Here is an 18971-nt window from a genome sequence, read left to right as displayed (position 1 = left end):
TGAATCTCACGCAGGCAGCAGCTTCATCACCGTTTCTATAATGATGCTGATAATCGGTACGGCCAGCACCATGATCAGCACCTTGCCGGCCAGCTCGATTTTGGAAGCGATCGATTCTTGTCCGGCATCGCGCACGATCTGTGCCCCGAACTCCGCGATATACGAAATGCCGATGATTTTAAACACGGTTTTGATGTAGATCATTTCCATCCCGGAGGACTCTGCCACCCGCTCCAGCGTGCCGAGAATCGTTCCGATCTTGCCGATCAGGAACAGAAAAATCAGTATGCCTGCCGCAGTAGTCAGCAGAAAAGCGAACATCGGCTTTTGTTCCTTCAGGACAAGGATGAGGACGGTCGACAGAATCCCTATTCCCACTACTTGAATGATTTCCATAACCCCAGCCTATTGAAAAAGAAAGATCGTTTTGATTTCCTGAAGCAGTCCGTCCAGCATGCGGATCACCATGAACAGCACGATGATAAAACCGACAATCGTTACCCAGTGGGCGATGTCCTCTTTGCCCATCTGCTTAAGCACCGTGTGGATCATGGCGATAATGATGCCGATGCCGGCAATCTGAAAGATCGCGTTGACTTCAATATTCATTCCTGGCACCTCGCTAAAAGATCAAAATGACGATCAATGCTCCAAGCAGCAGACCCAGGCTTTTACTCACTTTTTCATATTTGCCCTGATCTTCTCTGGCCGCTGTCTCTTCCTGCTTCAATTGCTGTAAAGCCAGTGCAATATGCGTGCTCTGATTCGATCTGTCACTGGTTCCGAGTGTGCAGCTGAGCTGCCGGAAAATTTCCTTCTCTGTTCCTTTCAGGGAAGCGCTGCTCCAGTGAATCTCCATGGACCGCTGCACGGCTTCCTCGGCGCTGCAGTTATGCGGCGGGCTCATCTCTTCCGCTGCGGTGAGGAAGAATGCTCTCAGCGGCTCCTTGCTCTGCATCCCGATCCGGCGCAGCGCCTCCGGCAGCGGGGTATAGCCGTACTGGATCTCCGTCTCCAGCCGCTGCAGCGCTGCGATCAGGCCTCTGATATGCCGGGGCCTGTCAGCATACTGGGCAGCCCGCTTGAAGCCGGCCAGCGTGCCCGCAAGCACGATGAGCACTGCCCCGAGCAGCTTAAGCATGCCGGTCACCGCCTGTCCGCTCTTCCGGAGAGATCAGCAGCAGCCCGCGCTTCTGGGCGTCCAGGATGCGGAAGGACAGGCCAACCTCCGAACGGTGCAGGATTACATACCGCTCGAACATCCGGTGCTCCAGCAGACCGCCAAGGCCGGGACGGCGGGCCAGCTCGGACACTTCCTTGCCATGCGCGGAAGCGACTACCGAGATGCCGGCGTGCAGCGCCTCGGTTACTGCATCCGCATCCTCCAGGCGGCCGATCTCATCGGCGATCAGCACATCGGGCGATAGTGAGCGGATCATCATCATCATGCCTTCCGCTTTGGGACAGCCGTCCAGGATGTCCGTGCGCGGGCCGACATCGAAGGCGGGAATCCCGCGGCGGCTGCCGGCGATCTCCGAGCGTTCATCGACGATGCCGACCTTGAGGCCGGGGCGGCTGCCCTCGCGTCCGCCCTGCCCTCCGGCTGAGATCTGCCTGGCGAGGTCGCGCAGCAGCGTGGTCTTGCCATGCTGCGGCGGCGAGAGGATCAGCGTATGCATAATCCGCTGCCGTCCCCGGTCCAGCAGATAAGGCAGCACGCCGTCTGCCAGCCCGTGCACTTCGCGGGCAATCCGCACATTGAAGCCGGTAATATCGCGGAGATGCTCAACCCCCCCGCCGCTTAAGACCGTCCGGCCGGATAAGCCAATCCGGTGCCCGCCGGGAATCGTGATGAAGCCCTTGCGCAGCTCCTCTTCCATCGTATACAGCGAATGATTGCTGATCAGGTCCAGCAGCCGGTGCGTATCCTCCCGGTCCGGCTTGTAGGCTTCTACGGGAAGCTGAGTCAGACTGCCGTTCACACCGACAAAATGATATTTGCCGGAGTAATTAATCTCTAGCGGCCGTCCTTCACGGACGCGCACTTCCTCCACCTTGTCCAGGAGCGCAGCGGGGAGGCCGCCGAGCAGCGCTCTTACTTTTTCGGGAAACAATAGAAGCCAATCATTTGCCATACAAAGTACCCCCAAGTTGTCCTCTACTAAATAGCTTTATTCCATATTTATGCTTGTACTTGTACTTTATGACTATCATCTATCATTTCTTCAGAATGCCGATTAAGAGAAAGGCCACACCGCAGCCGATCCAGCCGAGCTTGCCCCACGACAGCTGCTGGGCCATCCCCGTCAGGCCGACCGCTGTGGTCAGAATCAGGATTGTCGGCCCGACCAGCGCCAGCCCGGAATTAACCGCGAGCGCCTTATCCACCTGGTTCAGCCTCAGCATAATCAGTGCAGCAGCAATCTCTACACTGCCTGACAGCAGCCGAAGTCCCGCCATCCAGCTCACATACTTGTCCAAACTGTTCAACTCCCTTGTACAAATCTATGGATACCAAAGAATCCGCTTCGCAATAAACAAGCTGTTATCCATGGATATGCAGAAGCTGTCCACTTTAGACAAGAAGAAATGCAGGAAGCTAGCAGAGATTTAAGCAGGTGTGAAAGAAATCATAGTGCTCTCCTCTATAAAAAAATATCATCGGTATGATAAAATTAATTTTGCGCGTGCAAAAAAATGGAGCTCTGGAAAATAGAAGGGCAGGCTGCTGGAGAAACTAAGCCTTCCTAACTGCTTCTGGAGTGGGTCCGAGCGCCGCAGAAATGTAGATAAAGACATCGGAAAAAGAGGGGATCACAGTCATGCAAGTTCGTAATTTCGTAGTACCGCTCGTATCGGGAACAGTAGCCAGACAGGTAAAAGAAGTAGCCATTATCATTTTTTCAGCCTTTCTGGTAGCGGGCGGGCTCCGGCTGTTCCTGATTCCGCATCAGCTGCTCAGCGGCGGCGTGGCAGGGACGGCATCCATTATTGGCTACTTAACGAATCCGAAGTATATCTCGCTGTATTATTTCGCCATTAACCTGCCGATCCTGATCTGGGGTTTCGTAGCCGTGGGGAAGAAATACATCTGCTATAGCATGCTGTCGGTTATCTTCACCACCTGGTTCCTGAATATCATCCCTGTGGTGAAGCTTACCAAGGACCCGATTCTGGCCAGTATCTTCGGCGGTGTTATCATTGCCGGCGGTGTCGGCTTCTCGCTGCGTGCGGGGGGATCTTCCGGCGGATTCGATATTCTGGGCTCCATTATTACCCGCAAGCGGGACATTCCTATGGGAACTGTGCTGTTCGTGATGGACGGTCTGGTCATCCTAAGCCTGGGCTTCTTCAAAAGCTGGGATTCGGCGCTGTACGCGATGCTCTGTATTTTCGTCAAAAGCCGTGTAGTCGACATGATCCACATCCGCCACGTCAAGCTGACCTGCTTCATTGTCACGAAGGAGCGCGAGAAAATGCTGAACCGCCTGACCTGTCTGCCGCACGGCGTCACCGTCGTGAATGCGGAGGGCGGATACAGCCATGAAGGCAATACGATGCTGATGACGGTAACTACCCGCTACGAGCTGGCTGACCTGCGCAAAACTATTCTTGAGACAGATCCGAAATCCTTCGTCAACGTGCTGGAGACGGTGGAGATTATGGGCCGGTTCAGACGATTGAGTTAAAAGAGGATAGTTGTATAATGTGCAATTAAAAACAGCGAAAAGGGATGCGAACATCTTATAACTGTATTCCGTACAACTAAATTTGCCCAAATGGGCCGGAACCAAGGTACAAAGTCAGTTTAATTGTATGAAATACAACTAAATGGATAATCGCTAGTAAATCAGACGATTTAGTTGTACAAAGTACAATTAAGCATATCGCCTATACCGTTGCTAGCCACATTTACTATGCAAAAAGAGTGCTGCTCTCCGCTCGCGCGGGGAACAGCACTCTTTTTGACTAATGATTGTTGGTTACTAATAGGATGTGTCTTTGTGTTATACATTTTCCGCTTTACATTGACGATGGCACAATGTATTCGGTTTTTCGCATAAGTTTAATTGTATGAAATACAACTAAATGGATAATCGCTAGTAAATCAGACGATTTAGTTGTACAAAGTACAATTAAGCATATCGCCTATACCGTTGCTAGCCACATTTACTATGCAAAAAGAGTGCTGCTCTCCGCTCGCGCGGGGAACAGCACTCTTTTTGACTAATGATTGTTGGTTACTAATAGGATGTGTCTTTGTGTTATACATTTTCCGCTTTACATTGACGATGGCACAATGTATTCGGTTTTTCGCATACATTGGGCTTGTCTACTCTATCGTTCGCGCATTGTATCCGGTTTTTCTCTTAAGCCCCAAATCAGTTTAGGGCTCGCCTACCGCCAGACGCCAAACAGGGATGCCCTCCAGCCTTCCGGCCGAAGAAACATCCCTGTGTGGTCATGCTGTAGAATTACAATCCAGAAGCTTACCGGCGGTCCTGCGGGCCGCCGACGAAGGCCTGCGGTCCTGCGGGCCGCCGACGAAGGCCTGCTCCGCGGTGTCGAGATTATAAGCGGTATGCAGCGCCTGAATAATCTGCTGCAGATTGCCGGATTCAATGACGCAGGAAACCTTGATCTCGGAGGTGCTGACCATCTTGATGCTTACACCTTCGTTCGAGATCACCTCGAACATTTGGGCCGCAACCCCCGGATGGCTGACCATGCCGGCGCCGACAATCGACACCTTGACCAGACTATCCTCGGAAGTCACTTCACGGTACGGCAACACACTGTGCAATCCTTCAATTACCTGCTTAGCCTTTTCCAGATCGCTAAGGGCTACGGTAAAGGAGAAGTCTGCGGTCTGATTCTGAACGCCGCTCTGTACGATAATATCGACGTCCACACCCTCTTCGGCCAGCTTGCCGAAGACCTGGGCGAGTACACCCGGAACATCCGGAACTCCCAGAATACTGATCCGGGCCACATTCTTGTCATACGCAATGCCGCTAACTACTACACCCTGCTCCATACTTGCTTCCTCCTTCACAACAGTTCCTTCATTATGGTTAAAGCTCGATCTGACGACCAGCTTCACTTGATATCGTTTGGCATATTCCACTGCACGCGGATGCAGTACGGCTGCACCGAGATTAGCCAGCTCCAGCATCTCGTCATACGAGATTTCCTTCAGCTTCCGCGCTGTCTTCACAATACGCGGGTCTGTGGAATAGATGCCGTCTACATCGGTATAGATTTCGCAGACATCCGCTTTGATGGCTGCGGCCAGCGCAACGGCTGTTGTATCCGAACCTCCGCGGCCCAGTGTGGTAATCTCACCGTCCAGTGTCATTCCCTGGAACCCGGCAACGATAACAATCTGCTCACGCTCCAGCGACTCCAGAACACGGCGTGGAACGATTTCACTAATCCGCGCACGGCCATGGGTTTCATCGGTACGGAACCCGGCCTGCCAGCCTGTATAGGATACAGCATTCCGCCCGATTCCATGAAGAGCGATGGACAGAAGCGCTACAGAGATCTGTTCCCCCGTAGTCATCAGCATATCCATTTCCCGTGCGGGAGGCTGCCCGTTCAGCTGTTTCGCCTGATCAATCAGTTCATCTGTTGTATCCCCCATAGCGGACACAACCACAACGCAGCGATGTCCCTCATCCTGCTTATCTGCGATGCGCTTGGCGACACGCTTCATACGTTCAATATCGCCGACGGAGCTGCCTCCGAATTTCATGACATAAAGTGACAAAGTCCCATTCACTCCCTATTTCGCTCTAAGTAGTAGCTTTTATTTGGATTTCGCTTTAACACAGTATAATACGAAAATCATAACATGCGTTAATGGTTTCACAAAAAAAGCGCCCAATTTTCCGAACATGTCCATTCCTCTAAGCCTGGCACGGCAAAATATATTCAGTTGAAGCTGTACAAAAAACCTCCGCCGCAAAATGCGGGGAGGCCGTCTTAAATAACGTTGAACCCGGAGCTAAGCCAGCTCCTACGCGCGGGAGATGTATTTACCTTCGCGGGTATCGATCAGGAGAACGTCTCCTTCATTAATGAACAATGGAACCTGTACAGTATGTCCGGTTTCCAGAACAGCCGCTTTAGTTGCACCTTGAGCCGTGTTGCCTTTAACGCCCGGTTCTGTTTCAGTAACCTTCAGCTCAACGCTTGTAGGCAGGTTGATCCCGAGGATTTCACCCTGGTAGCTGACGATATTTACCGTCATATTCTCTCTCAGGAAGTTAAGCTCCCACTCCAGCTGCTTCTCAGTCAACTCGAACTGGTCATATGTTTCGTTGTCCATGAATACATGCTCGGAACCGCTGGCATACAGGTACTGTACACCACGGTTCTCGATGATCGCGCGGCCGATTGTTTCGCCTGCACGGAATGTGCGCTCAACGGTATTTCCGTTACGCAGGTTCTTCAGCTTGGAGCGGACGAATGCCGCGCCTTTACCCGGCTTCACGTGCTGGAAATCAATGACGGTGAAGATATCCCCTTCTACTTCTACGGTCAAGCCTGTCTTGAAATCATTAACTGAAATCACTAAAAATCCCTCCTGGAATCGATGAATTAACTGAATAAGTGTGTCTTACAGTACCGTGTATTCCTTAGACGAATGTGTCAGCAGCGTTATGCCGCTTTCGGTAATGACAATATCATCTTCAATCCGCACGCCGCCAAGGCCTGAGAGATAAATCCCCGGCTCCACGGTTACGACCATGCCCGGCTGCATCACTTCATCAGCCAGCTTGGACAGACGCGGCCATTCATGTACTTCCATACCCAGACCGTGACCTGTGCTGTGGCCGAAATACTCCCCGTATCCGTAACGGGTAATGATGTCGCGGGCCAGGGCATCGCATTCGCGGCCGGTCATGCCGGGCTTGATATGTGCCAGTGTGTGAAGCTGCGCTTCAAGCACAATATCATAGATTTCCTTCAGCTTGGGATCTGGCGCCCCCAGAGCAATCGTACGTGTTACATCTGAGCAGTAGCCGTCCAGCAGAGCGCCGAAATCGAAGGTTACGAATTCATTGTTCTGGATGATCTTGCTGCTGGCTACGCCATGCGGCATGGCCGAGCGTTCGCCGGAAGCAACGATTGTATCGAACGAAGACGAGGTTGCACCATGGGTACGCATGTAGAATTCCATTTCCAGATCGACATCACGTTCAGTCATGCCTGGTTTGATCACATTCAGGATATGACTGAACGTGGCGTCGGCCAGATCGGCCGCCCGCTGCATGACAGCCAGCTCTTCTTCGTCCTTGAACATGCGCAGATTCTCCACGGCTTTGGATACCGGCACCATGACAGCCGGCTGCAGAGCCGCCGCATAGGCAGTGTACGCGCTGAAGGTTACATCATCCTGCTCGAATCCAACCCGGACTTGTCCGCCCTGCGGCAGCAGCTCGCGTACGGTGTCAATGAATTTCGAAGCATGCTGAACAACCTGCAGGCCGTTTACCTGTTCCGAGGCCTGTGTCATATACCTGAAGTCAGTCAGCAGATAACTGTCATCACCGGTAACCAGCACATAACCGGAGGAGCCGGTGAATCCGCTCAAATAGCGGCGGTTATAGCCGCTGGTAATTAACATCGCATCCAGTCCCTGTTCCTGCAAAACCTTACGCAGCTTGGAGACGCGCTTGTTGCTCATTTTCATTCTCCTCTCGAAATAGCCACATTGTATTTTAACATAGTGGCATGCCACCTGAGAAGTTTTTTCGGACGCTTAGGCCAGCTTTGTCTGCTGCTCCCGTTTCCGCTCATCGGTGTACTCAATCGCCGCCGTATATCCGATGAATAATCCCCAGAGCAAAAAGAGGCAAAATTCACTGATTACAGAGTTCCAGGGCAGTCTGAAAGGCGGCTGCATCAGGAACTGCCAGGAGCCGGCAAGGAACACAGCCGACCACCAGAGCACACCGTAAATCATACCCGGCCAAGGCCCCTTCAGCTTGCGGAAAATAAGCACATAGATCAGGGAAACGATTACCGAGAAGACGATAAAGGATAAATATCCGAGCAGATGCCCGGCAGGCGACACCAAAAATTCATGTTTAAAGAAGGGCTCCGCCAAAAATCCCGGAATCACCTTGGTGAAATGCAGGACGTACATCAGCCAGCGGGCTCCTCCCCAGATAATTCCGGCGAAAAAGCCCAGTTCAATGGCAAAATAAAACGGATTTGTATGGACTGACTTTTGCTTGTTAGAAGAACTCATAGAGCAGCCTCACTTTCAGTATAGGGTAAATCCGGTTTCCACTCCGCTCTCTATAGACTAGTATGTACAGCAAACGCCAATCCAACTAGTAATGTGCTTAAAAATTAGTTACAATGTATTATATAAATCACATTAAAATACGGGAAGGTGAATTGGTTGTCCCAGGAAACTCCCAGTTACGGCGGCCAAGCCGTCATTGAAGGCGTCATGTTCGGCGGCAAGCATATCAACGTAACAGCCGTAAGAAGGAAGAATCAGGAAATCACATTTTTGGAGGTGCCGAAGAGCGATAAGAGCTGGGTCCTTAAACTGCGCAAGATTCCGCTGCTTCGCGGCATTGTCAGTATTATAGATTCCAGCGCCAAAGGCTCGAAGCACCTGAATTATTCGGCGGAATCCTATGCCGAGGATGAGACAGAGCCTGAAGAGCTTGCCAAGCAGAAAGAGAAAGATAAAGACAAGAAGAAAGATGAAGGCTGGAGCCTCGGTATGATTTTCGGCGTAGCTGTCATGGGTATTCTTTCTTTCCTTTTCGGCAAGATTATTTTTACACTGGTGCCGGTATTCGTAGAAGATTTTTTATTCAAGAATGCATTTGATAACTATATTCTGCACAACCTTGTTGAAGGCGGTATTAAGCTGATTCTCCTGCTCGTTTATCTGTTTGCGATTTCACAGACTCCGGTGATCAAACGGCTGTTCCAGTATCACGGTGCCGAGCATAAGGTAATCAGTGCTTTTGAAGCCGGCGAAGAACTGACTGTTAAGAATGTACAGAAATACAGCCGTCTGCATTACCGCTGCGGAAGCAGCTTCATGATGCTGACCATTATCCTCGGTGTGATTATCTACTCTGTTGTCCCATGGGATAATCTTATGGAACGGGTACTGCAGCGGATTATTCTCCTGCCGGTAGTCATCGGGATCTCCTTTGAGGTGCTGAAGGGCACCAATGCCGTGAGAGATATTCCCGGGCTCAAGTATCTGGGGTATCCGGGTCTGTGGCTGCAGCTGCTGACGACCAAAGAACCTAAAGACGATATGGTTGAGGTGTCCATCGCCTCGTTCAACCGGATGCGGGAGCTGGATGCCGCAATTGAAGCAAGAGGATATTCGGAGGCAAGTGTGTCAGGCGGCATTTTGGATCCTGCGAAAGGATGATTAGCCCATGATCAGACATGCTTTGATTTTTTGGATTTCAATAGCTCTCGCAGCATGGGGGCTGGTAACGGAATTTATGATACGCGGCCTTGCTGCCCTGTCTATCTTTATTCTTCCCCTAGTTCTGCTGGCGCTGCTGTATTATGCGTACAAGATCGTTCCCGGAAGAACAAACGGCGGTCCCGGCCGGCCGCGCACCAAAGTCAAGCCATCGGCCAAGACGATGTCCAAGGTTGCGGGTATCCGCAAAACCCAGGCCGCCTCACCCGGCAAGCGTAAAACCTATCCATTCCAGGTGATTGAAGGCAGCAAGGGTAAGAACGACGACCAGCTTCCCAAATATCATTGAACTCCCGGCTATCCGCTAAGATTCAAGCAACAAAAGGCATCTCCGCGTTGTCGTTACGACGTGCGGGATGCCTTTTTTGGTTATAATTCAGGTCCGGCACGCTTAGGCCGGGTGAATATATGGCCGGGTGCTAAGCGGCGGCCGCCAATTTTTGAAAAAATCCGCTCCAGCCGTCAGCCCCGCAGTATAGATCGCCTCACTCTGTTCCGGGGAGATATGAAACTGGGTGGTGGAAATGCCCAGCGTGGGAATTTTGACAGTGCGTACGAATTTATCCGTCTCGATATAACGTTCATCATGGGCAGAGAGCATCGTCCCTACCATGGCCTGAAGCATGCTGAACGGCCCGGTAATGCGGTGAGGCTGCGGCTGTGTCTTACCGATCAACTGGTAGCCTACCGTTGGCGTACGGCGCTCTGGGGACTGGAAGCCATCCTTCTTCTCATCAAACAGCCACAGCGGAAAATTGCTGAGCATCCCCCCGTCCACCATATACACAAACTGCTCGGCAAAAGATTTTCTCCGGGCTGCCTCTCCGTTCAGCCGCAGCATCACCGGATCGAAGAAGTAGGGAATGCTGCAGCTCATCCGAACAGCCTTGGCGACTTCAAAGGAGTCCGGTGAAATCCCGTAGAGCTCCAGATCATCCGGCAAGACGACAATCCTCCCGTTAGTAATATCTGAAGCGATAACTGTCAGCCTGCCGCGCGGCAGATCGCTGAACGTAACCACACCCTTCTCCAGCAGAATGCCGCGGATCCAGGATTCCAGAGCCTGGCCCGAGTAAAGGCCTTTTTTGATCAGCACACGGATTGCCGGTCCTATTACAGCGGTGTTATATAGCGCTCCGCGCTTGAGAAAGGATGTGAAGGGCGTCTCCCTGATGATCCGGCTCATCGCCTCCCCGTTATAACCGGCGGCCAGCAGCGAAGCAATAATGGAGCCTGAAGAGGTTCCGGCTACTCTCCCGAAGGTCCGGCCCACCCGCTCCGTTGCCTCTACCGCACCTGCGAGCGCAATCCCCTTCACGCCTCCGCCTTCAAAAACTGCGTTAATCTCCATACCTAAGAGTCCCCCGTTCCATAGATCTTATTGCTTATCTATGAGCACGGGGGACTATTCATGACTGACTATGATTTGAAATAAAAGCTGAGCAGGCTGGCCAGGCCAAATGGATCACGGACCACAATATCATTGGCCCGGAACAGAATACTGCCGGAAACCTCGTCGTATTTCTCATTATATTTCAGCTGGTTGATAATCTGATCGCCGCTCTGCCATTCCGCAGTTTGTTTGGTATCCCCTACTTTGTAGGAGGCAAGGCCGATATACAGCTTGACGCCCGTGCCAGTGACCTCGTTCACCCACCAGTCGACCAGCTTGTCATAACGGGCTGCGCTGAAAGAGAGACTCCAGTATATCTGCGGAGCCACATAGTCGACCCAGCCGCTCTTAATCCATGTGCGTACATCCGCATACATATCATCATACGCAGACACTCCTGCCGTGGTATCTGAGCCGGAGCTGTCAGCTTTTTTATTGCGCCATACCCCAAAGGGGCTAACGCCAAACGAAACTGCTGGCTTCACCGCATGAATCTCTGCACCCAGCTGCCGGATGAACTGATTGATATTATCCCGGCGCCAGTCTCCCTTGGTGGCAATTGCCTGAGAGTTGTAGGTCTTGAATGCCGTGTCATCGGCAAAAGTTACGTTGGAAGGATAGAAATAATCATCCAGATGCACACCGTCGATATCGTACCCTCTGACCACTTCCATTACGGTATCAATGATATGCTGCCGCGCTTCCGGAATACCCGGATTTATGTACAGCTTACTGTCAGCTTTGACGATCCACTCTGGATGCAGCTTGGCAATATGATTGGCGGCAAGCCCTGTAGTGGAGGCATCAGTAGTTGCCCGGAACGGATTGAACCAGGCATGCAGCTGCATGCCGCGTGAATGGGCGCTGCTAACCATATACTGGAGCGGATCATAGCCGGGCTCCTTCCCTTGGGTACCGCTAAGCACCTTGGACCAGGGGACCAGCTGTGAGGGGTACAGGGCATCTCCGGCGGGTCTGACCTGTACGAATACACTATTGAAACCGGCAGCCTGCAGCTTGTCCAGCATGCTGTCGAACTCTTTCTTCTGCTTGTCTGCATTACCGGCCGAAGCCGTTGACGGCCAGTCCAGATTGAATACGGTGGACACCCACGCGCCCTTCATCGCCTTTCCGGTCTTGGCCCCGGGAATGGAAGGCACGGTTGGCGTTGGCACGGTCGGTGTCGGCACTACAGGCATTGGTACGGATGGTGTAGGCACTGACGGAACAGACGGTGTCGAAGGTGTAGACGGCCCGCCAATCTCTACATTTGAATATAAGGCAATATGCTTCGCAGCCTGATTCCAGACCACCTGCAGCCCGAGCTGCTCGCTGACGAACCGCAGCGGCACCATCACTCTGCCCTGTGTAATCTGCACAGAGGTATCCAGACTGACTGAAGCACCGTTAACGATTGCACTTTTGCTTCCGCTAGTCAGCTTCAGCACATTATTCCCCTTGCTGATTGTAGCCGTCTTACTGGCCTGATCCCAGACCACACCGGCACCTAGTCCTTTACTGACTACCCCGACAGGGACCATAGTAACATTGGTCCGCGTAATATAAGGCGGAACATCCGTGCTTAAGCTCTCTCCATCCAGTTCAATGGTAATCTGCACCGAAGCAGCGCGTGCACCTGTTGTCCACATAGGCAGACATAGCATAACCACCAGCAATCCTAATATCCATTTACGGTAATTCATAATTCCTCCCAAATGTTGTAGTGATATAACAAAGAAACGGCCTTCTCGTCCTTAAATCAGGGAGAAGGCCGTTTCTTTAGTAAACGGAGTCCTTCCTTAGGTGAAAAAGGAACGGTATCCGTTTTGACGTAATAAAACTGGAAAGGTTGCGCTAATCAAACAAAAACAGCCAAAATTATGAATCACTGACCATTTCATGGTGAATATCGTATAAGGTCTGCAGACGCGCTTCATCCCGGCGGAAGTATTCCACTAGTGTCTCGATCCGGGTGATGGAATCCCAGCTCAAATGATGCTCAATGCCTTCAACATCCTTATAAATATGTTCTTGCTGAACTCCAATAAGCCCGAGGAATTCCTCCAGCAGCTGATGGCGGTCCACAAGACGTTTTCCCACTTTTTTTCCTTTGCTTGTTAGGACAAGCCCACGATATTTCTCATAGATGAGATATTCGTCCTTATCCAGTTTTTGGATCATCTTGGTCACAGAGGAGGGGTGTACTTCCAGTCCCTCGGCAATATCCGAGACCCGCGCATAACCCTTCTCATCGATGAGCTTGTATATGCGCTCCAAATAATCCTCCATGCTGGGTGTTGGCATTAACTTTACCTCTTTTCTATATTGAGCGTGGCGATGGGGCCGGGCCTTGCTCTAACAATGATACATGTTTCTGCCGCTCCTTGGCAAGTCCTACAGGTCAGCCGCTTCCCCGCTTAGCGATGTTTACCATGATTTCATTCACCCGCTTAACGGCACAATAACGGTATCTTCATCTATAAGGAGCGTGAATTCATGAACGTAGTCACCCCTGAACGCCCTCCTGCCAAAAGACCGCGGAAGCCGACGGGTCTCTTCATTCCGGAGCTGGTTTTTTTCGAACCGGATGCCTTGAATTACCCCAAAGGAGAGCGGATTATGGAGTGGGTCAAGGCCCGCAACATCCCCTTCCGTATGACCACTTCGCATAACCGGATCACCAATTTGCCCGGCGAAACCGAAGTGGAGCAATACAAAATCGCTAAAAGAACACTCGTTGTCGGTCTCCGCAAAACGCTGACTTTTGACCAGTCCAAGCCGTCTGCCGATTATGCGATTCCGATTGCCACCGGCTGTATGGGCCACTGTCATTATTGTTACCTTCAGACTACTTTAGGTTCCAAGCCTTACATCCGCGTATATGTAAACACCGGGGACATCATCGATGCGGCCAAAAAATATATCGGCGAGCGAGCGCCGGAAATTACCACCTTCGAAGCTGCCTGTACCTCTGACCCGCTAGGCCTTGAGCATATTACCGGATCGCTGACCGAGCTGATCGAATTCATAGCCGAAGAACCGCTCGGGCGGCTGCGCTTCGTGACAAAGTATCAGCATGTCGAGCCGCTGCTTGGACTGAAGCATAACGGCCATACCCGCGTACGCTTCAGCGTGAACGCCGATTATGTAATTAAGAATTTTGAGCCGGCCACCTCGCGGTTCGAGGAGCGGATTGAGGCTGCCGGTCAGATTGCCCGTGCCGGTTATCCGCTCGGCTTCATCATCGCTCCGATCATCTGGCATGACGGCTGGGAAGAAGGCTATGCCGAGCTGCTGGAGAAGCTGGCCCGTACGCTGCCGCCGGGAATTGGCAAGGGTCTTACTTTTGAAATGATCCAGCACAGGTTCACCAAGACGGCCAAGACCGTGATCGAGAAACGTTATCCGAAATCCAAGCTGGAGATGGATATCGAGAAGCGCAAGAAGAAATGGGGCAAGTGGGGCCAGAACAAATATGTCTATCCTGATGAACAGCAAACCGCCCTGCGCGAATTCATCACAGAGCGGATTTTTGAACATTTTCCGGAAGCGGCTATTGATTATTTCACTTAACATTTAGGCTTAGAAAATCAGCCACTCCGGCGTAACCCCCTGCAGCCAGATCGTTATCCGGAACATCTGGTCGGTGAACAGCAGAATGCCCATGAACACCATCAGTGTGCCGCCAAGCTTCATCAGGAGATTGGAATACTTCAGGATCTTCCGCGCGCCGCCCAGGAAAAAAGCAAGTCCGAAGAACGGGAGCGCAAACCCGACACTGTACGCCGTAATCATCGTAAACCAGGTTCCCGGATCACTGGCAGAAAGGGCAATTATCGCCGTCAAAATGGGGCCGATGCACGGTGACCAGCCTGCTGAGAAGCCGATGCCGAAGATAAACGAGCCCAGATATCCCGCAGGCTTCCATTTCAGCTCCAGCTTGCGCTCCCGGAGCAGAAACTGCGGCTGAAAAATACCAAGCAGGAACAGCCCCATCACAATAATCAGAATAGCCGACAACTGGCGGATCAGATCCCGCTGGCCGTTGAAGAATTCTCCAAACAGTCCGGCCCCGAAACCAAGGGTATAGAACACAGCCGAGAAGCCCAATATAAAGGCCAGCGTATGCGAGAGGGTCCGGAAACGGACCTCTTTGCTGTTGCCTCCACTCTTCAGCTCCTGTACCGATAAGCCGGTAATATAAGATAGATAGGAAGGGTAGAGCGGCAGACAGCAAGGCGATATGAACGACGCCACTCCGGCGGCAAAAGCGATTCCTGCATTCAGGTTGGACACTGGCGCATCTCTCCTTCCCTACTCGGGTTCACTTCACGTAGGCAGTATTCAAGCATATGTAGTTTAGGCCGCTGGGCGCTTCAGCTTTTAGGCTGGCAGGCCTTTTTTGCCGATCAGCGTTAACGTCAGCAGTGCAATCAGGAGCAGAACAATCGTGGCTCCGGGAGCCAGATTCCACACACCGGCAATGACAAGTCCGCCGACTACAGCGATCTCAGCAATAATTACGGACAGAATGACTGAAGACTTGAAGCTTCGGGACAGCAGCAAACTGATCGCCACAGGAATGGTCAGGAGTGCAGATACCAGCAGCGAGCCGACAATTTTGATCGCCGTACTGATTACCAGCGCCGTCAACACGGTTATCAGCATATTAAGCAGCTTCACCGGCAGTCCGCTGACACTGGCCGCATCCTCCTCAAAGCTGAGCAGGAAGAACTCTTTGAAGAACAGCGAAACTACAACCACAACCGCAATGGTAACGATACCTACTACAATCAGATCGGTGTTATTCAGCGTGTAAATGCTGCCGAACAGGTAACTCATTACATCCGCATTATATCCTTTGCCCAGGGTGAAAAAAAGCGAAGCCAGCGCCACCCCGCCCGACATGATGATGGCAATGGAGAGTTCGGCGTAGCTTTTGTATGCCTTGCGCAGCTTCTCAATCGCAAACGAGGCCACTACGGCAAAGATCAGCCCCGCTCCGAGCGGGTAGAAGCCGGTCAGGAAGCCAAGCGCCACCCCGGCGATGGTCACATGGGCCAGCGTGTCTCCGATCATCGACAGGCGCCGCAGCACCAGAAACACGCCTATAAGCGGCGCGGTAATCCCAATCATCAGCCCGCCGGCCAGCGCCCGCTGGAAAAAGTCACTAAATAGAATTCCCAAGATATTTTTCTCCTTTTATGATCAAACCTTTTCGAGACATTAGATCAAAAACTTTTAGATCAAAAGCCTTTTAGATCAAAACCTTTAGGTCAAAACCTTTTAGATTTAAACCTTTCGATCCCACCCAAACCCTCCCTTCCAAGGGAGGGCCCCAAGGGCTCTGCCCTCTGGACACCCGTTTAAGTGCAACTGGCGTAGGACGGCAGATTTTAGATTTAAACCTTTCGATCCCACCCAAACCCTCCCTTCCAAGGGAGGGCCCCAAGGGCTCTGCCCTCTGGACACCCGTTTAAGTGCAACTGGCGTAGGACGGCAGACTTTCGCTGCTTAGGAACGTGGAGGCAGGACCGCTTTTCCTCCCTACGGGATACGCTATACTTTTGGCGGGATTTAACTACATTTTAAGATCAAATGCAAAAGATCAAGTGCAAAAGATCAAGTGCAAAAGATCAAAAGATCAAATGCAAAAGATCAAGTGCAAAAGATCAAGTGCAAAAGATCAAGTGCAAAAGATCAAATGCAAAAAGATAAGAGCAAGGCCGTCCTATGTTGTACAATGGACGACCATGCATAAACCTATAACCCCAAAAAATGCAAACTATGACCCTAAAGCTTGCAAAACTATAATCCCATAACTTCAAAATCAGAGCCATACGGACCGTAGAGCCGTTATTTCCCCAAAAAGGCTACATTTTCTTGGTTATCGGACCGTAGCGCGCTTATTTCTTCTGCAGAGGCCAGAATTGAGGTGTATATCAGCAAATAAGGACCCTGATGTCCGTTAGCTTGCGGATAAATGCTTTTACGAAGAAATAAGGGCTCCTCAGTCCGATACCGTTACATGCTCTAAGCAGACTAGAATAAGAGAGAACAGTAATTCTAGCTCCAGGCAGAGCGCTAAATCCAGCCTTTAGAAGCTATAGATTGGTTAGTTTAAGACAGTGTATGCTGCAAATTATCGACAACGCAGTCCTGAACATCATGAGAATGGCGGCAATAGAAATTGATCTTGCCGTTCTTCTGTACAGGCTCATTGCCAAGATAGTTCTTAATCATGTCAATGTCATGCGACACCATCAGGAAGGTCATGTGGTGATGGGCATGCATATGCATGATCAGGTCGAAGAATCCGGCCTGCGTCTCGGCATCAATGCCGACGGTAGGCTCATCGAGTATCAGCAGATCCGGATGGTTGATCAGGGCGCGGGCCAGAAAAACCCGCTGCTGCTGGCCGCCGGACAGCTGGCCGACTCTTTTCTCCGCGATATCCTGAATCCGCATCACTTCAAGCGCATCCTCACACTGGCGGTGCTGGGCTTTGGATATGCGGCGGATCAGATTCTTGTTATTGTACAAACCTGACAATACCACTTCACGCACGGTAGCCGGGAACAGCGGATTGAAGGCATTCTTCTGCGGAACATAACCGATCCGTTCCCAGTCCTTGAACTTCCGGACCGGCTGGCCGAATAATTTGATCTCCCCGCTGGTAGCAGGCAGCAGACCGACAATCATCTTGAGCAGCGTAGTCTTGCCGGCACCGTTGGAACCGATGATGCCCAGGAAATCGCGTTCTTTCACTGTATAATCCAGATTGGAGATTACCTTCTGTTCCCCATAGGAGAAGGACAAATCCTGTATTTCGATCATATGCTGATGGCAGTCCAGGGATACCGGTTGCATGTGAAGTACCACCTTTCAACTTATACTTTCCTTATTATTGTAAAGCCAGAATGAGATTTTGCAAATTTTTCTCCATTAGCGTGAAATAGTTGTCACCATTCTTCTCCTGGGCTTCAGTCAGACCCTCTACCGGATTCAGCACCATCGTGGACACGCCGGTTTCACTAGCGAGTGTTTTGGCCAGCTTATCGGATACCAGTTCTTCGAAGAAAATGTAGCGGATACCCTCTTCTTTGACCAATGCCGCCAGATCGAGCAGATCCTGTCCCCTTGGTTCGGCATCCGGTGACAGTCCCATAATAGCGTGCTGTGACAGACCATAATCACGCGCCAGATACGAGAAGGCCTGATGGGAGACTACGATCTCTTTATTCGGCAGCTTGCCCAGTTCCTCGGTAAACTTGCTGTCGAGCGCACTCAAGCGTTCAACCAGCTTCTGGTACCGTTCTTCATAACCTGCGGAATGCTCAGGATCAACGGACTGCAGGCTTTCCTTGATGTTCTTCGCCATCACGAGCGCCGACTTCGGACTTACCCAGGTATGCGGGTCCGTGTGCAGGCTATCGCTGTGTTCTGCTCCTTCATCCTCATGGCCATGATCATGACCGTCTTCCTCGTCGGTCATAATTAGATCAACCCCTTGGCTGACTTCTACAGCCTTGGCTTCACTGTCACTGTCGAGGCTTTTGAGAAAATTGGGCACCCAGCCCTCCAGTCCTGCTCCGTTATACAGGAACAGCTGTGCCTTCGAGGTATTAATAATATCCTGGCTGCGCGGCGTCCAGTCATGCGGCTCTACCCCAACCGGAAGCAGATTGATCGCATTGATATCTTCTCCGCCGATTTCACTGGCAAATTCATATATAGGATAAAAAGTAGTAATGACATTCACTTTTCCCTCGACGATACTTCCGCTGCTCTTAGGTCCGCAAGCGGCAAGCATCATTAGCAGCAACACGGCAACAACGAGTAAAAGCCCTTTATTCAAGCTTCTATATAACATTTCTCTATCGACCCCTTAAATCGTAAAATTTACTATGAGAATTATAATAGTAATCGTTACGATAAGTCAACTCTGATCTTCTGGCTAGACTCCCGGTAGTTAGACTGAAATCGCTTATCCTTAGGGCCAGCACCTATTACTGTATATTCTGTATATTCTCTATTTACACTAAAATAATCCCCGCTGCATTAGGCACACGGGGATCGTTCATATCATTCAAC

The 18971-nt window shown here is 51.3% G+C and carries 19 protein-coding genes and 1 pseudogene; 4 read left to right on the top strand and 16 right to left on the bottom strand.

Features of this window, described 5'->3' with window-relative positions; translation table 11 throughout:
* Positions 1–6: 6 nt before the first annotated feature.
* The 5 genes from spoIIIAD to QW71_RS07385 all read right to left on the bottom strand — a co-directional run bounded on the left by spoIIIAD (position 7) and on the right by QW71_RS07385 (position 2481).
* Positions 7–396 carry a stage III sporulation protein AD gene (gene spoIIIAD / locus QW71_RS07405; protein WP_039295491.1) on the bottom strand — a complete coding sequence of 130 codons (390 nt, stop codon included), beginning with the start codon at positions 394–396 and terminating at the stop codon, positions 7–9.
* A gap of 9 nt (positions 397–405) precedes the next feature.
* A complete protein-coding gene (gene spoIIIAC / locus QW71_RS07400; protein WP_020426549.1) occupies positions 406–609 on the bottom strand; it encodes a stage III sporulation protein AC in 204 nt (67 codons plus the stop codon).
* A 13-nt stretch (positions 610–622) separates the two neighbouring features.
* The gene (spoIIIAB, locus tag QW71_RS07395) at positions 623–1141 is read right to left on the bottom strand and encodes a stage III sporulation protein SpoIIIAB (protein WP_039295486.1); all 519 of its coding nucleotides are present in this window, start codon (positions 1139–1141) and stop codon (positions 623–625) included.
* Entirely contained in the window at positions 1134–2135 is a 1002-nt protein-coding gene (spoIIIAA, locus tag QW71_RS07390) for a stage III sporulation protein AA (RefSeq protein WP_039295484.1), read from the bottom strand. Before spoIIIAA ends, spoIIIAB begins: the two co-directional genes overlap by 8 nt.
* An 82-nt stretch (positions 2136–2217) precedes the next feature.
* A complete protein-coding gene (locus QW71_RS07385) occupies positions 2218–2481 on the bottom strand; it encodes a YqhV family protein (RefSeq protein ID WP_042138738.1) in 264 nt (87 codons plus the stop codon).
* 341 nt (positions 2482–2822) lie between these two features.
* Between QW71_RS07385 and QW71_RS07380 the strand changes: the two genes are divergently transcribed.
* Positions 2823–3689 carry a YitT family protein gene (locus QW71_RS07380; protein ID WP_047013668.1) on the top strand — a complete coding sequence of 289 codons (867 nt, stop codon included), beginning with the start codon at positions 2823–2825 and terminating at the stop codon, positions 3687–3689.
* A gap of 833 nt (positions 3690–4522) precedes the next feature.
* Here the strand turns inward: QW71_RS07380 and QW71_RS07375 are convergent.
* The 4 genes and pseudogenes from QW71_RS07375 to QW71_RS07360 form a co-directional block, all read right to left on the bottom strand.
* Positions 4523–5773: pseudogene (locus QW71_RS07375) on the bottom strand (aspartate kinase); the annotation flags it as partial.
* 249 nt (positions 5774–6022) lie between these two features.
* Entirely contained in the window at positions 6023–6580 is a 558-nt protein-coding gene (gene efp, locus QW71_RS07370) for an elongation factor P (RefSeq protein ID WP_039295482.1), read from the bottom strand.
* Positions 6581–6625: 45 nt separating this feature from the next.
* Entirely contained in the window at positions 6626–7696 is a 1071-nt protein-coding gene (locus QW71_RS07365) for a Xaa-Pro peptidase family protein (RefSeq protein ID WP_039295480.1), read from the bottom strand.
* Between the two features lie 75 nt (positions 7697–7771).
* The gene (locus QW71_RS07360; RefSeq protein WP_039295479.1) at positions 7772–8263 is read right to left on the bottom strand and encodes a YqhR family membrane protein; all 492 of its coding nucleotides are present in this window, start codon (positions 8261–8263) and stop codon (positions 7772–7774) included.
* A gap of 207 nt (positions 8264–8470) precedes the next feature.
* Here QW71_RS07360 and QW71_RS07355 point away from each other — a divergent pair, with 207 nt between their 5' ends.
* Positions 8471–9424, top strand: coding sequence for a DUF1385 domain-containing protein (locus tag QW71_RS07355; protein WP_152679709.1), 954 nt, complete (start codon positions 8471–8473; stop codon positions 9422–9424).
* Between the two features lie 7 nt (positions 9425–9431).
* The gene (locus tag QW71_RS07350) at positions 9432–9773 is read left to right on the top strand and encodes a hypothetical protein (protein ID WP_039295475.1); all 342 of its coding nucleotides are present in this window, start codon (positions 9432–9434) and stop codon (positions 9771–9773) included.
* A 102-nt stretch (positions 9774–9875) separates the two neighbouring features.
* Here the strand turns inward: QW71_RS07350 and QW71_RS07345 are convergent, their stop codons facing one another.
* The 3 genes from QW71_RS07345 to mntR form a co-directional block, all read right to left on the bottom strand.
* On the bottom strand, positions 9876–10835 hold the full coding sequence (locus QW71_RS07345) for a patatin-like phospholipase family protein (RefSeq protein ID WP_047013666.1): 960 nt from the start codon (positions 10833–10835) through the stop codon (positions 9876–9878).
* 68 nt (positions 10836–10903) lie between these two features.
* Positions 10904–12580 carry a family 10 glycosylhydrolase gene (locus QW71_RS07340; protein WP_039295473.1) on the bottom strand — a complete coding sequence of 559 codons (1677 nt, stop codon included), beginning with the start codon at positions 12578–12580 and terminating at the stop codon, positions 10904–10906.
* A gap of 175 nt (positions 12581–12755) precedes the next feature.
* Positions 12756–13181 (bottom strand): transcriptional regulator MntR, encoded by a 426-nt coding sequence (mntR, locus tag QW71_RS07335; protein ID WP_039295471.1) that lies wholly within the window; start codon positions 13179–13181, stop codon positions 12756–12758.
* Between the two features lie 192 nt (positions 13182–13373).
* On the opposite strand from mntR, the gene splB reads away from it, so the two are divergent.
* Positions 13374–14450: a spore photoproduct lyase gene (gene splB / locus QW71_RS07330; protein WP_039295468.1), complete on the top strand. Its 1077-nt coding sequence runs from the start codon at positions 13374–13376 to the stop codon at positions 14448–14450.
* Positions 14451–14459: 9 nt separating this feature from the next.
* Here splB and QW71_RS07325 read toward each other — a convergent pair whose 3' ends face one another.
* The 4 genes from QW71_RS07325 to QW71_RS07310 form a co-directional block, all read right to left on the bottom strand.
* Complete coding sequence (locus QW71_RS07325; protein WP_039295466.1) at positions 14460–15173, bottom strand: cytochrome c biogenesis CcdA family protein; 714 nt, start codon at positions 15171–15173, stop codon at positions 14460–14462.
* Positions 15174–15260: 87 nt separating this feature from the next.
* Positions 15261–16064, bottom strand: a complete 804-nt coding sequence (locus tag QW71_RS07320) for a metal ABC transporter permease (protein ID WP_039295464.1) — start codon at positions 16062–16064, stop codon at positions 15261–15263.
* Positions 16065–16997: 933 nt separating this feature from the next.
* Entirely contained in the window at positions 16998–17747 is a 750-nt protein-coding gene (locus QW71_RS07315) for a metal ABC transporter ATP-binding protein (protein ID WP_039295463.1), read from the bottom strand.
* Between the two features lie 34 nt (positions 17748–17781).
* Positions 17782–18750, bottom strand: a complete 969-nt coding sequence (locus tag QW71_RS07310) for a metal ABC transporter solute-binding protein, Zn/Mn family (RefSeq protein WP_039295462.1) — start codon at positions 18748–18750, stop codon at positions 17782–17784.
* Positions 18751–18971 lie beyond the last annotated feature (221 nt).

The sequence above is a fragment of the Paenibacillus sp. IHB B 3415 genome (assembly GCF_000802655.2).
In the GTDB taxonomy this organism is placed as follows: domain Bacteria; phylum Bacillota; class Bacilli; order Paenibacillales; family Paenibacillaceae; genus Paenibacillus_AQ; species Paenibacillus_AQ phytohabitans.
Note: the sequence above shows the minus strand (reverse complement) of the source record. Positions and strands in the feature narration are given on the sequence as shown.

Coding starts and splice junctions, on each gene's coding strand:
- QW71_RS07360 (WP_039295479.1), bottom strand. CDS start 8,263: ATGAGTTCTTCTAACAAGCAAAAGTCAGTCCATACAAATCCGTTTTAT.
- spoIIIAB (WP_039295486.1), bottom strand. CDS start 1,141: ATGCTTAAGCTGCTCGGGGCAGTGCTCATCGTGCTTGCGGGCACGCTG.
- QW71_RS07350 (WP_039295475.1), top strand. CDS start 9,432: ATGATCAGACATGCTTTGATTTTTTGGATTTCAATAGCTCTCGCAGCA.
- QW71_RS07315 (WP_039295463.1), bottom strand. CDS start 17,747: ATGCAACCGGTATCCCTGGACTGCCATCAGCATATGATCGAAATACAG.
- QW71_RS07355 (WP_152679709.1), top strand. CDS start 8,471: ATGTTCGGCGGCAAGCATATCAACGTAACAGCCGTAAGAAGGAAGAAT.
- QW71_RS07345 (WP_047013666.1), bottom strand. CDS start 10,835: ATGGAGATTAACGCAGTTTTTGAAGGCGGAGGCGTGAAGGGGATTGCG.
- mntR (WP_039295471.1), bottom strand. CDS start 13,181: ATGCCAACACCCAGCATGGAGGATTATTTGGAGCGCATATACAAGCTC.
- spoIIIAC (WP_020426549.1), bottom strand. CDS start 609: ATGAATATTGAAGTCAACGCGATCTTTCAGATTGCCGGCATCGGCATC.
- QW71_RS07340 (WP_039295473.1), bottom strand. CDS start 12,580: ATGAATTACCGTAAATGGATATTAGGATTGCTGGTGGTTATGCTATGT.
- QW71_RS07365 (WP_039295480.1), bottom strand. CDS start 7,696: ATGAGCAACAAGCGCGTCTCCAAGCTGCGTAAGGTTTTGCAGGAACAG.
- QW71_RS07380 (WP_047013668.1), top strand. CDS start 2,823: ATGCAAGTTCGTAATTTCGTAGTACCGCTCGTATCGGGAACAGTAGCC.
- splB (WP_039295468.1), top strand. CDS start 13,374: ATGAACGTAGTCACCCCTGAACGCCCTCCTGCCAAAAGACCGCGGAAG.
- QW71_RS07310 (WP_039295462.1), bottom strand. CDS start 18,750: ATGTTATATAGAAGCTTGAATAAAGGGCTTTTACTCGTTGTTGCCGTG.
- spoIIIAD (WP_039295491.1), bottom strand. CDS start 396: ATGGAAATCATTCAAGTAGTGGGAATAGGGATTCTGTCGACCGTCCTC.
- spoIIIAA (WP_039295484.1), bottom strand. CDS start 2,135: ATGGCAAATGATTGGCTTCTATTGTTTCCCGAAAAAGTAAGAGCGCTG.